Annotated in this window: 15 protein-coding genes and 2 riboswitches; of the genes, 2 read left to right on the top strand and 13 right to left on the bottom strand. The window is 66.4% G+C overall.

Features of this window, described 5'->3' with window-relative positions; genetic code table 11:
• Nucleotides 1-21: 21 nt before the first annotated feature.
• Nucleotides 22-234: riboswitch (cobalamin riboswitch) on the bottom strand.
• A 70-nt stretch (nucleotides 235-304) separates the two neighbouring features.
• From RA26_RS03410 to RA26_RS03385, 6 genes are read right to left on the bottom strand one after another with little or no spacing between them, the layout of a single operon-like run.
• Nucleotides 305-640, bottom strand: coding sequence for a DUF1636 family protein (locus RA26_RS03410; RefSeq protein WP_039179699.1), 336 nt, complete (start codon nucleotides 638-640; stop codon nucleotides 305-307).
• A complete protein-coding gene (gene cobA / locus RA26_RS03405; RefSeq protein WP_039179696.1) occupies nucleotides 637-1,371 on the bottom strand; it encodes a uroporphyrinogen-III C-methyltransferase in 735 nt (244 codons plus the stop codon). Before cobA ends, RA26_RS03410 begins: the two co-directional genes overlap by 4 nt.
• Nucleotides 1,368-2,687, bottom strand: coding sequence for a cobyrinate a,c-diamide synthase (locus RA26_RS03400; protein ID WP_039179693.1), 1,320 nt, complete (start codon nucleotides 2,685-2,687; stop codon nucleotides 1,368-1,370). Before RA26_RS03400 ends, cobA begins: the two co-directional genes overlap by 4 nt.
• A gap of 4 nt (nucleotides 2,688-2,691) precedes the next feature.
• On the bottom strand, nucleotides 2,692-3,486 hold the full coding sequence (gene cobM, locus RA26_RS03395; RefSeq protein WP_039179691.1) for a precorrin-4 C(11)-methyltransferase: 795 nt from the start codon (nucleotides 3,484-3,486) through the stop codon (nucleotides 2,692-2,694).
• On the bottom strand, nucleotides 3,483-3,860 hold the full coding sequence (locus RA26_RS03390) for a cobalamin biosynthesis protein (protein ID WP_039179687.1): 378 nt from the start codon (nucleotides 3,858-3,860) through the stop codon (nucleotides 3,483-3,485). Before RA26_RS03390 ends, cobM begins: the two co-directional genes overlap by 4 nt.
• A complete protein-coding gene (locus tag RA26_RS03385; RefSeq protein ID WP_039179684.1) occupies nucleotides 3,857-5,044 on the bottom strand; it encodes a bifunctional cobalt-precorrin-7 (C(5))-methyltransferase/cobalt-precorrin-6B (C(15))-methyltransferase in 1,188 nt (395 codons plus the stop codon). The genes RA26_RS03390 and RA26_RS03385 overlap by 4 nt, the downstream gene beginning before the upstream one ends.
• Here RA26_RS03385 and RA26_RS03380 point away from each other — a divergent pair.
• Nucleotides 5,043-5,783 carry a cobalt-precorrin-6A reductase gene (locus tag RA26_RS03380; RefSeq protein ID WP_039179681.1) on the top strand — a complete coding sequence of 247 codons (741 nt, stop codon included), beginning with the start codon at nucleotides 5,043-5,045 and terminating at the stop codon, nucleotides 5,781-5,783. The two genes, RA26_RS03385 and RA26_RS03380, sit on opposite strands and share 2 nt — an antisense overlap.
• Here RA26_RS03380 and cobJ read toward each other — a convergent pair.
• The 7 genes from cobJ to RA26_RS03345 form a co-directional block, all read right to left on the bottom strand.
• A complete protein-coding gene (gene cobJ, locus RA26_RS03375) occupies nucleotides 5,780-6,544 on the bottom strand; it encodes a precorrin-3B C(17)-methyltransferase (RefSeq protein WP_039179678.1) in 765 nt (254 codons plus the stop codon). The genes RA26_RS03380 and cobJ overlap by 4 nt on opposite strands.
• Nucleotides 6,541-7,257, bottom strand: a complete 717-nt coding sequence (locus RA26_RS03370) for a precorrin-2 C(20)-methyltransferase (protein ID WP_039179674.1) — start codon at nucleotides 7,255-7,257, stop codon at nucleotides 6,541-6,543. Before RA26_RS03370 ends, cobJ begins: the two co-directional genes overlap by 4 nt.
• Nucleotides 7,258-7,259: 2 nt before the next feature.
• Nucleotides 7,260-7,889, bottom strand: a complete 630-nt coding sequence (locus tag RA26_RS03365) for a precorrin-8X methylmutase (protein WP_039179672.1) — start codon at nucleotides 7,887-7,889, stop codon at nucleotides 7,260-7,262.
• 1 nt (nucleotide 7,890) lies between these two features.
• Entirely contained in the window at nucleotides 7,891-9,054 is a 1,164-nt protein-coding gene (cobG, locus tag RA26_RS03360) for a precorrin-3B synthase (protein WP_039179669.1), read from the bottom strand.
• Nucleotides 9,051-12,296 (bottom strand): cobaltochelatase subunit CobN, encoded by a 3,246-nt coding sequence (gene cobN / locus RA26_RS03355; RefSeq protein ID WP_039179666.1) that lies wholly within the window; start codon nucleotides 12,294-12,296, stop codon nucleotides 9,051-9,053. Before cobN ends, cobG begins: the two co-directional genes overlap by 4 nt.
• A 153-nt stretch (nucleotides 12,297-12,449) precedes the next feature.
• Nucleotides 12,450-13,484 (bottom strand): cobalamin biosynthesis protein CobW, encoded by a 1,035-nt coding sequence (gene cobW, locus RA26_RS03350; RefSeq protein ID WP_039179663.1) that lies wholly within the window; start codon nucleotides 13,482-13,484, stop codon nucleotides 12,450-12,452.
• A 2-nt stretch (nucleotides 13,485-13,486) separates the two neighbouring features.
• Nucleotides 13,487-13,897 carry a DUF1636 family protein gene (locus tag RA26_RS03345; protein WP_019298451.1) on the bottom strand — a complete coding sequence of 137 codons (411 nt, stop codon included), beginning with the start codon at nucleotides 13,895-13,897 and terminating at the stop codon, nucleotides 13,487-13,489.
• Between the two features lie 97 nt (nucleotides 13,898-13,994).
• A riboswitch (cobalamin riboswitch) is annotated at nucleotides 13,995-14,204 on the bottom strand.
• A 51-nt stretch (nucleotides 14,205-14,255) separates the two neighbouring features.
• On the opposite strand from RA26_RS03345, the gene cobO reads away from it, so the two are divergent.
• Entirely contained in the window at nucleotides 14,256-14,891 is a 636-nt protein-coding gene (gene cobO / locus RA26_RS03340) for a cob(I)yrinic acid a,c-diamide adenosyltransferase (RefSeq protein ID WP_039179660.1), read from the top strand.
• The last annotated feature ends 1 nt before the right edge of the window (nucleotide 14,892 follow it).

Genomic DNA, 14,892 nt, shown 5'->3' with positions numbered 1-14,892 from the left:
TACCGTCACACCCGACGGTATAAGTTGCGTTTCCACACGGCCGGTCTCCTGACTCGCGGGTCGCTGCTGCCTTCCTCCTTCCCGGCTTGCGCCAGTGGTTTTTGGAAGGCCGCTCGCCGCTCACAGTCGCGGGGGCGGTTGAGGCTTCGGTGCCGCGATTTGGTCCACCGTCCTCATTCCCGTTTCAGTCCCAGTGCTTAGGCACTATCAGACACCGTATCGGATTATTTTGCCCCGTGCGGCTGAGTCTGGTCAAGGACGAAACCGCCAATCCGGGGCGCTTCAGCGTCATAGGGCAGGCGGATCAGCCCATACTCTCCGGAATGCGGGCAATCGCCTTGAACCGCAGGCGGCCCAACGGGCGGGCGTCGGCAATTTGGCCGTCAGGACTCTCCGCATAGATCCGCAGAAAGGTCAGGATATCCGGCAGGTCCTCAGCAGTGACCTCGCCGAACAGGTAGGCGGTCTTGCCGTGTTGCCGTACCGCCAGCGTCTGCGGACGCTTGCAGCCGGACATGCAGTCCACCTGCTGCAGCCGCGCCTTCACCCCTGCCGTCTCCAGCGCTGCGGCGACCTGCCCGGGCAGGGCAGGGTCGGCGTCGCGGCAGGTACGGCACAGGGTGAGGGTGGGCAGGTTCATGCGCCAGGCAGGTCCTGATCGGCCAGGGGCCCGTAAAGGATCAGCACCGGCGCCTTGGTCTCCATCGCGCGCAGAACGGCCGGCAGCTCTCCCACGGTGTGGCAGAACAGTTTCTGCTCAGGAGTGGAAACCCCCTGCGCCACCAGCGCGTGGGTGTCCGCGGGCAGGCCCGCTTCCATCAGCTTTTCCGCCAGCGCGGCAAAGGTGCTTTTGCCCATATAGACCACGGTTGTGGCATGCGGGTCGGCCAGCGCCGCCATGTTCAGATCGTCCGGCAGACCGCCGGTCACGTCATGGCCGGTGATGAACTGCAGCCGCCGCGCGGTCAGCCGCCGGGTGAGCGGAATATTTGCCGCCGCTGCCGCCGCCGAGGCTGCGGTGACGCCGGGCACGATCTCAAACCCGATGCCTGCCTCTCGCAGCGCGGTCATCTCCTCCTCCAGCCGTCCGAAGACGCCGGAATCGCCGGATTTCAGCCGCACCACATTGAGACCGCTCTGGGCGTAATCGACCAGCAGCTGGCTCACATGGTCCTGCTTGGGGGAGGGGCGACCTGCGCGTTTGCCCACACCCACCAGATCGGCGTCAGTCCGGGCATGGCTCAGGATTGGCCCCGACGACAGGTCGTCGAACAGGATCGCATCCGCCGCCGCCAGCCGTTTGACCGCCTTCACGGTCAGCAGTTCCGGATCGCCGGGGCCGGAGGAGACAAAGCTCACAAAACCGCTCATGCCTGTTCTCCCGTGATCAGGTGGAAGAATGTGCCGGTGACGTTGCCCTTGATGGAGCCGGTTTCCGGCACCGGGCCGCCGTCGGCGTCCATGACATTGGCCAGCGGCGCGTCCGGCTCTTCCAGAATGGTGGAGTAATGGAACTCATGCCCGCGCAGCGCCGTGCCTGCGTCAAAGCCCGGCATCCCGGCCTGCAGCACGGCACGGCGGTAGCCGAGATGGAACTTGCGCTTCTCGTAGGAGGTCACAAGGCCCAAGAGACCCAGCATCCGGTGGCGGTTGCCTTGCTTGTCGATCAGCGCCTCGCCTAGGGCCATGTAGCCGCCGCATTCGCCATGCACCGGCTTGGTCTCGGCGTGCTTGCGGACACCGGTGCGGAAGGTCTCCGCCGCTGCCAGGGCAGGCCCATGCAGTTCCGGGTAGCCGCCGGGCAGCCAGACCAGATCGGCGTCCGCCGCCGGGGCCTCATCTGCCAAGGGAGAGAACGGCAGGATTTCTGCGCCTGCCGCGCGCCAGCCGGTCAGCAGATGCGGGTAAGTAAAGGAAAACGCCGCATCGCGGGCCAGCGCAATCCGCTGCGCGGGTGGTTTGGGCAGGTTTGCCGGTGCGGGTGCCTGACCGGCCAGTGCCGCGGATTTGATGGCTTCCAGGTCCACATGCGCGCGCAGGAACGCCGCATAGTCTGCAATGGCGGCCTCCAGATCCGGATGCTCCACCGCTTGGATCAGGCCCAGATGCCGCTCCGGCAGGGTGAGATCGCCGCGGCGGGGCAAGGAGCCAAGGACCTTGATGCCTGCTTTCTCCATGCCCAGCCGGGTCAGCCGTTCGTGGCGCGGGCTGGCAACCCGGTTCAGGATGACGCCGGCAAAGGGCAGTTCCGGGTCGTAATTCTTGAACCCCAGCGCAGTGGCCGCGGCAGATTGCGCCTGACCGCCCACATCGACGACCAGCACCACCGGCCAGCCCATCCGCTTGGCAGTCTCGGCAGAGGAGCCGAAGCCCGACTGGCCGCGCGTCGCCACCCCGTCATAAAGGCCCATCGAGCCTTCGCCGACGCAGATTTCCGCACCAGCCGACTGGGCGGTGACTGCATCCAGAAGCCCGCCATCCATCGCCCAGGTGTCGAGGTTGAAGCTGGGCCGTTTGGCAGCTGCGAGGTGGAAGGCCGGGTCGATGTAATCCGGCCCGCTTTTGTAGGGCTGGACGGTTAGCCCGTCTTCGGCCAGTGCCCGCAGAAGGCCTAGCATCACAGTTGTCTTGCCGGTGCCCGAGGAGGGCGCCGAGATCATCAGTCCGGGAGGGTTCAAATTCGTCATAGCCTTAGTCGTCCCCATGGCTCCAGCTCGACCACGGGCTGTCGGCGCTTTGCGGGCGGTAGCGGCGGTCGTAGTCGGTGGAATAGAGGCAGCTTTCGTCAAATCCCTCGCCCTTCAGAACGGGCCCCACCAGAATGAGCGCGGTGCGGGAGATCTTTTCGTCCAGCGCCTCTTTCAGTGTTTCCAGCGTGGCTCGGATGATCTGCTGATCCGGCCAGCTGGCGCGGTAGACCACGGCCACTGGGCAATCTGCGCCGTAATGCGGTGTGAGGCTGTTCACCACATGGTCCAGATTGCCGATCGACAGGTGGATCGCCAGCGTGGTGCCGGTACGCGCAAAATTCTCCAACGACTCACCTGCAGGCATCGAGGACGCGCGGCCCGGCGTGCGGGTCAGTACCACAGATTGGCCCAGGCCCGGCAGGGTCAGTTCGGTTCCCAGCGCAGCAGCCGCGGCGGCAAAGGACGGTACACCCGGGGTGACGCTGACCGGGATGCCCTCTGCCTTCAGGCGGCGGATCTGCTCGCCCATCGCGGACCAGACCGACAGGTCGCCGGAATGCAGCCGCGCCACGTCCTGGCCTGCCGCGTGTGCGGCCTTGATCTCTGCCACGATGGCATCCAGGTCCATAGCCGCGGTGTTCACGATCTTCGCGTCCGCCGGGCAGTGGCTCAGGATTTCCTCCGGCACCAGGGAACCGGCATAGAGGCACACCGGGCAGGCGGCGATGATGTCGCGCCCGCGCAGGGTCAGAAGGTCGGCAGCGCCCGGTCCGGCGCCAATGAAGTGAACGGTCATGGCTCAAGTCTTTCTGCTATGGCCGCGGTGGCAAGCCCATCCGCGGTGACAACTCTGGGGGCGAGAAGGCGCGCGGTGGCACCCGCTGCCCCATGGCGCGCTCCGGCCAGCGCCGCGGCTTCCGCCAGCGACCCGGTGCCGAACCGCGCCTTGATCTTGGGCGAGCAAGTCAGTGTCTGCTCCCCGGCAATATCTTGTTCCTGCAATGAAATCACCGGCAGGCCTATGCTGCGCGCAAACTCCTGCATGGCGGGCGCCCCGGCCTTCTCAGCGATAGAGGCCAGCGCATCCACCTGCGCGCCGGTCAATGCCAGCGCTGCCTGCAGATCTGCCGCCGTGGCGGCACTGCGAAATCCGAAGCCTGCCACCTTCATCGCGTGACGCTCCATTGGATCACCGGCCGCGCCCGCCGCCAGTCGCGCATGGTTCCCAAGGGGCCTGCTTCGGCGATCTCCGCTTTCAGCAGATGGCCGCCGCGCGCGGCATGGGCCTGCATCAGCAGGGTCTCGGTTTCCAGTGTGACGCCATTGGCGACCAGCCTTGTACCCGTCGGCAGCACGTCCCACAGATGGTCCAGCAGCTCTTGCGAGCCGCCGCCGCCGATGAAGACACAGTCAGGCAGGGGGTGGCCGTCCAGCACATCCGGCGCCTTGCCGAGCACGGCTTGCATCCGGTGATCCAGCCCAAAGGCCGCCGCATTGGAGCGGATATTCTCCAGCCGGCTTTCGCGCGGCTCAAAGGTGATCGCGCGCGCCCCCCTTGCCGCCAGGCACCACTCGACCGAGACCGAGCCGGAGCCGCCGCCGATATCCCAAAGGAGTTCCCCCGCGCGCGGTGCCAAGACCGACAGTGTCAGCGCACGGATGGGGCGTTTGGTGATCTGACCGTCGCTGGCAAAGAGATCATCCGCCAGCCCGGACGCCTGCGGCAGCCCCTTGCTGCCTGCGGCTTCGACAGCCACTGCAACAGGCGCCTGAATGCTCTGCAAATCAAACCTCTCAGCAGTGGCGGAACGCACCCGCTGGCGCGGCCCGCCAAGGCACTCCATCACGGTCAGTTTTGAGGCGCCGAAGCCCTCAGCGGTCAGCGCTTCCGCCAGCTCCGCGGGCGCGTCGCCGTTGCGCATGGTGCAGATCACGCGCGTCCCGTTTCCAAGCAGAGCCCGCAGCCGCGCATAAGGTGCGGCGTGCAGGCCGAGGCACAGCACCTCCTCCAGCTTCCAGGCCAGATGGTTTGCGGCCAGCGCGAAGGTGGATGGCACCGGGTAAGAAACCCACTCGCCCGCCTCCAGATGCCGGGCAAGCGAGCCGCCTGCGCCATGCCAGAACGGATCGCCCGAGGCCAGAACGGCGACGTTGCGGCCGCGCATCGCCAGCACAGGTTCAATGGAAAACGGCACCGGCCAGGGCTGGCCTTTGCTGCCTGCACCCGCCAGTTCCAGGTGCCGCGGGCCGCCGAAGACGACTTCGGCCTCCGCCAGCGCCTTCCGGCTTGCATCGCCCAAGCCTTCCAGTCCATTTTCGCCCAGACCGATTATCGCAAGCCACGGATCAGACATGACACGCATCCTCCTGCTGGGCGGCACCACCGAAGCCTCGAGGCTGGCCAAGACCTTGGCCGGAGCGGGTATAGATGCGGTGTTTTCCTATGCAGGCCGCACCTCCAAACCGGTCAGCCAGCCGCTGCCCACCCGCGTTGGCGGTTTTGGCGGCGTGGAAGGGCTTGGGGAATATCTGAAGACCGAATGCATCACCCATGTAGTCGATGCAACCCACCCCTTCGCGGCGCAGATGAGCACCAACGCGGTGCATGCCTGCGTGGCGGCGGGGGTGCCGCTCTGCGCCTTCGAACGCCCGCCCTGGCAGGTGGGTGAGGGCGACCAATGGGTTCACACGGACAGTATCGAGGGCGCAGTGGCGGCGCTGCCTCAGACCCCTGTGCGGGTGTTCCTTGCGATCGGCAAGCAGAACCTCACCCAGTTCGCGGCCAAGCCCCAGCACCACTACCTGTTGCGACTGGTGGACGCGCCGGGGGCGGAATTGCCGCTGCCCAATACCACAGTCGAGATTGCCCGCGGGCCGTTCGACGTTGCGGGCGACACCGCGCTGATGCAGCACCATGGCATCACCCATATCGTCGCCAAGAACGCAGGCGGCGCTGGTGCTGCGGCCAAGCTCACCGCCGCGCGCACGCTCGGCCTGCCGGTCGTCATGATCGGCAGACCCAAGGTGCCCGAGCGGTCCATCCTGGGCAGCGTGGCAGGGGTGATGGCCTGGCTGTCGCATCCCGGCGCTTAACCCTCAGCCGCGTAGCGGGGCGTATAGACGTAATTGCCAACCCGCCGGGTGTCGCGGTTGCCGACGATGACCACGGTGCGCATGTCCGCCATCTCAGGCGTGGCCTCCTTCAGCGGCACCGTCAGCAACTCCTGCCCTGGCTTGGTCACGTCGCGGGCGAAGGTGATCAGCGTACCCTGGCCGCAGGCTTCACGCAGGATCTCCAATGCGCGGGCAAACTGATGCGGGCGCGATTTGGAGCGCGGGTTGTAGAACGCCATCGCCAGACCGGCCTCACCGACTAGCTGCAGGCGCTTTTCGATCAGGCTCCAGGGCTTCAGGTTGTCGCTGAGGTTGATGGCCGCGAAATCATGCCCCAAGGGCGCGCCGATGGCGGCGGCAGCAGCCAGCATCGCGGTGATGCCGGGCAGCACCTTGATCTCGAGATTCAGCCAGTCCGGGTGGCTTTCCGCGTTATTCTCCAGCGCTTCGAACACGGCGGAGGCCATGGCGAACACCCCCGGATCACCGGAGGACACCACCACAACCCGCTTGCCCTCGGCGGCCATTTCCAGCGCATGGGTGGCGCGGTCGACCTCAACCCGGTTGTCTGTGGCATGCAGGGTCAGGCCGTCGCGGGGCGCGATGCGTTTGACGTAGGGGATATAGCCAACAATATCGGTGGCGTCGGCGATGGCGTCACGCACTTCTTGTGTGACCAGCGCCTCGTTGCCGGGGCCAAGGCCCGCGATCACGACCCAGCCGTTTCCTGTGTTGCTCATGGCCGGCGCCCCTGTCCGTGAACCAATACGATGGAGAAATAGGGAACCTCGCCCGTGATCTCCGACAGCTTCTGCACGGTCTGGCCGGGCATGGTGCCGCGTTCGACCAGCCAGGCGTCATCGGCGCGGCCCGCGCGTTCCAGCGCGCGGCGCAGCTTGGGCAGGTTGCGGCCGATCTTCATCACCACCAGCGCGTCGGTTTCCGCCGCGCGCTTGGCCAGCTCATCCTCGCTGAGGGTCGCCATCGCCACGGTCAGCACGTCGTCGCCCCAGGTGATCGGCTGGCTGGAAGCGGTCCAGCAGCCGGACATGCCGGTGATGCCGGGCACAATCTCCTGTTCCGCGCGGCCCTGCAACCGGGTGTAGAGATGCATGTAGGAGCCATAGAGGAATGGGTCGCCCTCGCAGAGCACCACCACGTCTTCGCCTTTGGCAATCTCGGCCAGAGTGTCGGCCCATTGGTCGTAGAACTCCGCCAGCACCCGGTTGTACTCGGGGTCCGAGAAATGGATCTCCGTCGTGACCGGGTATTCCATCGCGTGTTCGGTGACGCCCTCAGCCAGCATGCCCTCAACGATAGCGCGGGCCTGGCCCTGGCGGCCTGCCTTGCGGAAATAGGCGATGTGGCGCGCGGAGGAGATCAGCCGGTGCGAGCGGACGCTCATCAGGTCGGGATCACCGGGGCCAAGCCCTGCGCAGATGACTTTGCCCATGGTTACTCTTTCCAGCTTGCCAGCGCGTTCACCGCCGCGACGGTGATGGCGGAGCCGCCAAGGCGGCCCTTTACGATCATCGACGGCACCGGCAGGTCTTCCATCAGCGCGTCTTTGGATTCCATCGCGCCGACAAAGCCCACAGGGCAGCCGATGATGGCAGCAGGGCGCGGGCAGTCCGGATCCTTCAGCATGTTCAGCAGGTGGAACAGCGCGGTGGGGGCGTTGCCGATGGCCACGACAGAGCCTTCCAGCTTCGGGCGCCACAGCTCCAGCGCGGCGGCGGAACGGGTATTGGACATTTCCTTGGCCAGATCCGGCACCTTGGGGTCGCGCAGGGAGCAGATCACCTCGTTGTCCGCAGGCAGGCGCGGGCGGGTAATGCCTTCGGACACCATGTAAGCGTCGCACAGGATCGGCGCTCCGTTGGCAAGTGCTGCGCGGGCGGTCTCGGCCATGCCCTCGGAAAAGCGCACATGCTCTTCCAGTCCCACCATGCCGGCGGCATGGATCATGCGGACGACGACGCTTTCCTCGTTCTTGTTGAAGCGGGCCAGGTCGGCCTCGCGGCGGATGGTGGCAAAGCTTTCGGCGTAGATAGCGGCGCCGTTGGTTTCATAGGTGTGGAGCATGTCAGCTGCCCTCTTTCAGAAGTTCGGGAGCGGCGCGCAAAGCGTCGGCGCTCAGGCGGGTCTTTAGCGGCTGATCCGCGGCAGTGCCATTGCGGATCAGGGAGAATTCGTTTTTGCCGGTGGCTGTAAGTGTCAGCGGCGCGGCGCCCGGGCAAGCGCAGCCCTTGGCGCAGCCGGACACATGCAGGCGGGATCCGGCGGGGACATGCGGTGCGAGGTCCCGCGCCAGATCGCGGGTCGGCGAAAGCGCCTGCAGGCAGCCTGGCGCGCCGGTGCAGGCGACGACTTGCAGGCGCGGATCCGTTGCATCCAGAATCAGGCCGGGCAGGTGCGGCAGGTTCTCCGCACCTTCCACCAGCAGCATGCGCCAGGGGGTGAGGCGGATATCGCCGTGGTCTGCCAATTGCGCGAGCGTCGCAGCAGGCATCTGGCCGAACTCCAGCGCCGCGAGTGTTCCTGCGAAAACAGTGCCTGGCTTTGCGGTGAAAGCGGTTCTTGCCACCGGTGCGGCATGTGCCGCCGGCGGTCCGCGGCGCGCGATAAGACGGTGCATCCTGCCGCGTCCCTCGGGCGCGCCGCCTTGTTCGAGGAACCAGCGGGCGAGGGCGAGGGCTTCGGGAACGGCGGATTCATGTGTGACGAGCTTGCCGGTGTCGGCGCCGTCAGCGCGCAGTATCAGGGTGCTGCCATAGCGTTCGATGCGGATATCGGCGGCGGTGTCTTGCAGGACAGGTTCCGCGCCGCAGTCAATGGCAAAGCCGAATTTTCCCGGCAGGGTTAGGTCTGTTGCCGCCGTCAGCGCAGCGCTCAGTCCGGTGGCGATGGCGTGGGTATCGTCACCTGCGCTCCAGAACGGGGCAAGCAAGACATTGCGGCGGGCTTCGACGTTTGCATCCGGGTCGATAAGGCCGAGATCGCGCAAGGCTTCGATCAGTTCCGCATGCGCGTCTTCGCGGATGCCGCGCATCTGCAGGTTGGCGCGGGCGGAGATGTCGAGAAGGCCGTTGCCGAACTCTTCAGAAAGTCTTGCCACACCGCGCGCCTGTGCAGCCGACAGTTTACCCAAAGGCGCGCGCACCCGCAACACCAGCCCGTCGCCGGAAATCATCGGGCGCAAGGCGCCGGGGCACCAGCCATAGACCTTGGGTTCAGCGGCGCTGCTCATGCCGCGCCCTCCAGCTCTGCCATGATCGAGTTGCGCCGGGTGCTCCAGAGGCCTGCGTCGTACAGGGCACGGAAGCGGTCGCGCATGGCGGCGAGCGCCTCCGGGTTTTCGCGCTCCATGAATTCGACCAGATCGTCACGGCCCAGGGTGGCGTCGAAGTAGAGGTCGAAGAGATGCGGCTGCACCACTTGCGCCAGATGCGCGAAGGCGGCCATGTGGTCGAGGGTGGCGGCAATTTCCGCCGCGCCGCGGAAGCCGTGGTTCATCATCGAAGTGGCCCAGCCCGGGTTGGCGGCGCGGGCGCGGGTGACGCGGGCGATCTCCTCGCCCAAGCTGCGCGCCTGCGGCTTGTCGGGGCGGGTCGCGTCTAGGTGATAAAGCGCGGGCGCGGTCTGGCCGATGCGGGCCATGGCGGCGGCAAAGCCGGCCTCATGCGCGGCATAGTCCGAGGCGACCAGCAAGTCGGTTTCCGGCAGGTCCTGCAGATGCACAAAGCTGTCAGCGCCCTGCAGGCGGGTTTCCAGCGCCGCGCGGGCGTCTGTGATGATGCCCTTGGCGTCGATGGCGTGGGAGGACGCGTTGAGCCAGGCCTCACCCGCGGCCTGGCGGGCCTCATCTGTGTAGTCGTCCAGATGCGGGTTCATTGACAGCCCGTACTGGCCAGGCTTGGGACCGAAGACACGAGGTGTTTCAGTGAGATAGGGGTTGTCGGCCTGGGTTTCCTCGCGGGCGGCCAGCGCGGCGGCGGCACTTTCGAACATCTGGGCAAGGCCTGGGAAGACATCGCGGAAAAGGCCGGACACGCGCAGAGTCACGTCGATGCGCGGGCGGTTCAGCATCGGCAGCGGCAGCACCTCAAAGCCGGAGACGCGTTCAGAGCCTTCGTCCCACTTGGGCGCGAGGCCCGCAAGATGCAGCGCCATGGCAAACTCCTCACCCGCGGTGCGCATGGTGGCGGAGCCCCAGAGGTCGATCACCAGCCCCTTGGGCCAGTCGCCGTGATCCTGAAGGTGGCGGCGCAGCAGCTCTTCCGCCAGTTTGACCCCTTGCGCATGCGCCGCCCGCGACGGCACCGCCCGCGGATCGGTGGTAAACAAGTTGCGCCCGGTCGGGATCACATCAGCACGGCCGCGGAACGGTGAGCCGGAGGGGCCGGGGGTGACAATTTTCCCGTCCAGCGCGGCAATCAGCCCGGCGCGTTCCTGTGGCCCGCATTGGCCGGTGCCGAAGATATGCAGCCCCTCGCCGTACTGGCTTTCCTTGATGTCGCAGACAAAGGCGTCGATGCGGGTGATTGCCTCAGCCGGGGAGGTGTCGGGGGTGAGGCCGAGGTCGGCTTCGACGCCGGTGCCCTGCGCCTCGGCGCGGATGTCGACGATCAGCCGGTCGCGGCGGGCCGGGTCCAGGCCGTCGGCGGTTGAATATTCGTCGAGCAGGCTTTCGAGCCGTGCCATGCCCTCGGGCAGGTTGGTCTGTGCCAGAGGCGGCGGCAGGTGGCCGAGGGTCACAGCACCGATGCGGCGTTTGGCCTGTGCGGCCTCGCCCGGGTCATTGACGATGAACGGGTAGGCGACGGGCAGCGGGCCGGTCAGCACCTCGGGCCAGCAGGAACCGGAGAGGGCGACTGCTTTGCCCGGCAGCCATTCCAGGGTGCCGTGGGCGCCGATGTGGATCAGCGCGTCAGTCTGGGCGCGCAGCCACAGGTAAAAGGCGACATAGGCGTGGCGAGGGGTGCGGTCGAGGTCGTGGTAGTCATCGACCCGGGTTTTCACTTCGCCGCGTTCGGGCTGCAGGGCGATCAGGGCGTTGCCGGCGCGCAAGGCCTTGAAGTGAAAAGCATCATCGCGGCAGTCAGGGTCTTGTTCCGGGGCGCCCCAGGCCTCGGCCAGGGTGTCCTGCAGGCCTTGCGGCAGGGTGGCGAGGGCGGCTTTGTAGTCGGCGAGGGGGACGCTGAGCGTCTCTTCCATCAGCCGCAGGCCGGTGTTTTCCGTCGCCTCGACGGAGTAGCCTTGGGCCGCCAGTTCGCGCAGGATCTCGTCGCAGGAGGCGAGCGCGTCCAGTCCGACGGCATGGGCGAGGTTGTGGTCGCGGCCAGGGTAGGTGGAGAGGATCAGCGCCAGGCGTTTCTCAGCATTCGTCAGCTTGGCGAGGCGGAGCCAGCCCTCGACGCGGTCCACGGCAGCCTTGATGCGGTCCGCGTCGGCACGGTGGGCAAAGCGGGAGTATTGAAGATCTGCGTCTTTCTTGCCCGGTGACTTGAAGCTGACAACGCCTGCGAAGATGCGGCCGTCGACTTCGGGCAGCACCACATGCATGGCGAGGTCGGCGGGCGACAGCCCGCGGTCGGCCTCAGCCCAGTCTTTCTTGCGTGCGGTGGAGAGGGCGACCTGGAACACCGGGCAGCCGGTAGCCGAGAGCGGCGAGGCGCTGCCGTCGGTGCCTTGCGCGGAAAACGCGGTGGCGTTGATGATGGCAGATGGGTTCAGTTCGGGCAGTTTCCCGCGCAGCCAATCGGCGGCAGAGGGGGCCTTGAGGCTGGCCGCAAAGGCGCCGTAGGCGGCATAGCCGCGGGCGCGCAGTTCCTCGATCAGCGCATCCACCGGAGCGGTATCGGCGGCGGTGAGGTAGGAGCGGTAGAAGCTTACCAGCACCAGCGGTTTGTCCTGCGGCGGAAGATCTGCGAGCACGCCCTTGGCCGGATCGTAGAAGCCGTGCTGAGGCATGGATTTGAGGCCAAGCACTGGGCCTGCGTAAAGCCCTGCGGCAAGTGACAGCTGGGCCAGCGCGGCCTGAGCGGCAACGGCGCCGCCGGCGTCGCACAGGGATTGCAGGCGGCGCAGGGTGGAGACGGGCAGGGTGGAGAGCTCATCCAGCCGCGCATCCTCGCGCCCGTCGGCGGGCAGGACCGCCAGCGCGATGCCCTTGCGGCGGGCGAGGTCCTGCAGGGTGGCAAGGCCGTAGGACCAGTAGCTTTCGCCGCCAATCAGGCGGACAAGGACGCCCTTGGCGCCCTCCAGCGTCTGTTCCGCGTAGACGTCGACCGAGAGCGGGTGTTTCAGCGCCACCAGGTTGGCGAGGCGCAGGGAAGGCAGCTTGCCGTCTGCCCGGTGCCAGCCCGCCGCGAAAGCGCCGAGGTCGCTGTCGGAGAAGGACAGCACCACCAGGTCCGCAGGCGTCTGCCCGAGGTCCTGCGGGGTATCGGTCTCGTCGAGGCCGTGGCTTTCGCGGAAGACGACGTGCATGGCTTACTTCCTGTTGGGATCGCCACGAAGGGCGGCGCCCGTCCCGGCGGGGAGGGCGAGAAGCGCCCGCCCCGTGGGGGGCGGGACGGGCGCTGCCCGGCCTGTCGGCCGGGCGGAGCATCCCACTTTGCGCCTCGTGGTTTTCATTTCAGCCTACGCCCCCAGCTCGGCGCGGATGGCCTGTTCGTCGATGTCGTCATGCTCGGCAATGACCACCAGGGCGGTTTTGCGCGGCTGCGCGCCCCAGGGCTGATCATACTGGGCGCGCAGGCGCTCGCCCACGGCCTGAACCAGCATCCGCATCGGTTTCCCCTCCACCGCGACATAGCCTTTGACGCGCAGGATGTTGCGCTCGCGGGCGAGTTTCACGATGGCATTCTGCAGCGCTTCCGGGTCGGAGACTTCGCCCATTTCGACAACGATGCTTTCAAAATCGTCATGCTCGTGGTCGTGGTGGCCGTCGTGATGGCTGGGGCGGGAGTCCAGATCGTCTTCGGCAGCGGCGCCCAAGCCCAGGATGATGCGCGGGTCGATGACGCCTTCGCTCATCGGCAGGATCGGCAGCTTGCGGGGGGCCTCGGCCTCGATCACCGCGCGGGCCTTCTCGACGCCTGCGTCGCCGGCCAGATCGGCTTTGGACAGGAGAACGATGTCGGCGCAGGAGATCTGATCCTCGAACACCTCGGACAGCGGGGTTTCGTGGTCGATGCTGTCATCCGCCTCGCGCTGGGCCTGCACGGCGTCCAGGTCAGGGGCGAACTGGCCCTTGGCAACTGCCTCGGCGTCGGCCAGCGCAATCACGCCGTCGACGGTGATGCGGGAGCGGATGGCGGGCCAGTCGAAGGCCTTCAAGAGCGGCTTGGGCAGGGCCAGGCCGGAGGTTTCGATCACGATGTGATCGGGCTTTTCGGGCAGGTCCATCAGCTGTTCGATGGTGGGGATGAAGTCATCGGCCACGGTGCAGCAGATACAGCCGTTTGCCAGCTCCATGATGTTTTCCGCCGGGCAGTTTTCATCAGCGCAGGATTTCAGGATGTCACCGTCAACGCCAGCGGTGCCGAACTCGTTCACCACAACCGCCAGGCGCTTGCCCTGCGGGTTCTGCATCAGGTGGCGGATCAGGGTGGTCTTGCCCGCACCGAGGAAGCCGGTGATGACGGTGACGGGGATCTTGTTGAGGTCGCTCATGATTACTCCTCGGAGAAGAACTTGGCCGGCGGGATGCGGGCAACGGATTGCTTGCGGAAGGTCTGCGGGCGCTCGCGCCATGGAACGACGCCATCGGTAGTGGCGGCATAGGCTGCGGCGCCTTCCAGAATTTCGGGGACGTGCTGGTCCGGGTCGAGGTCGCCGTAGACATAGGTCCAGCGTTCTTCGCCGCCGACCAGCGCCACGGCGCAGCCGCGCTTGCAGGAGGACAGGCATTCGACCCCGCGCAGGCGGACGCCTTCGGGCATCCCGGCTTCTTCCAGGGCTGCGTGCAGGATGGCGCCGGGGCGTGCTGCCTCGGGATCGGCGCCCTCGCGGCGGCAGGTGAGGCAAACGGTCAGCGTGACCGGTCCCTGGGTGCTGGCAGTCTTGCCTGCCATATCGTCAGCCATCAGCGCGTCTCCTGTCGCGGCAGGGCGTGCGGGATGGCCAGAAAGGAACTGTGTCGTGCCAGCCCCTCACCCGGTCGCAGAACACCCCGTCTGCCCGTTGATCTCTCTCTCGCTGGCAGGTCTCCCGGCTTGCGGATGCCAAGGCGCTCAGGCCTTGCCGGCCATCCTGCCTTCCCGGGACGTATTCCCAGTGGCATGGCGGCCTCATCCGGTCACGGTCGCGGGGGCGGCTGTGCTTGAGCCTTGGCAAGGCCTTCACATTCCCTCTTCGCCTGTTTTCACAGGAACCAGCTGAACCCCCTTGCGCTATGGCGCCCTTCTTTGTCAAGACATGGGGTCAAACAGCTGGAGAGCCCCCATGAGCGAAAAGTCTGAAACCGGCATCTCAGAGGAAGAAGCCGCCCGTCACGCCTCCAAGATGGCCAAGAAAAAGGCCGCGCGTGACCGGATGATGAAGACCAAGGACGGCGAGAAGGGCCTGATCATTGTTCACACCGGTCCTGGCAAGGGCAAATCCTCTTCGGGTTTCGGAATGATCATGCGCTGTATCGCGCATGGGATGCCGTCTGCCGTGGTGCAGTTCATCAAGGGTGCCTGGCAGACCGGCGAGCGGACCCTGATCGAGGAAAACTTCAGCGATCTCTGCCAGTTCTATACTATGGGTGAGGGCTTCACCTGGGAGACACAGGACAAGGCGCGCGACATCGCCGCCGCCCAGAAGGGCTGGGAGAAGGCCAAGGAGATGATCCTGGACGAGCGCAACACGATGGTGCTGCTGGATGAGATTAACATCGCCCTGCGCTATGAGTACCTGGACCTGGAGGAGGTGCTTGAGTTCCTGGTGGAGCAGAAGCCACCGATGACCCATGTGGTGCTGACGGGCCGCAACGCCAAGGAAGAGCTGATCGAAATCGCCGATCTGGTGACCGAAATGGGGCAGATCAAGCATCCGTTCCGCGCCGGTGTGAAAGCGCAGAAGGGCGTGGAGTTTTAAG

Source organism: Leisingera sp. ANG-M7 (assembly GCF_000813965.1).
GTDB lineage: Bacteria > Pseudomonadota > Alphaproteobacteria > Rhodobacterales > Rhodobacteraceae > Leisingera.
Note: the sequence above shows the minus strand (reverse complement) of the source record. Positions and strands in the feature narration are given on the sequence as shown.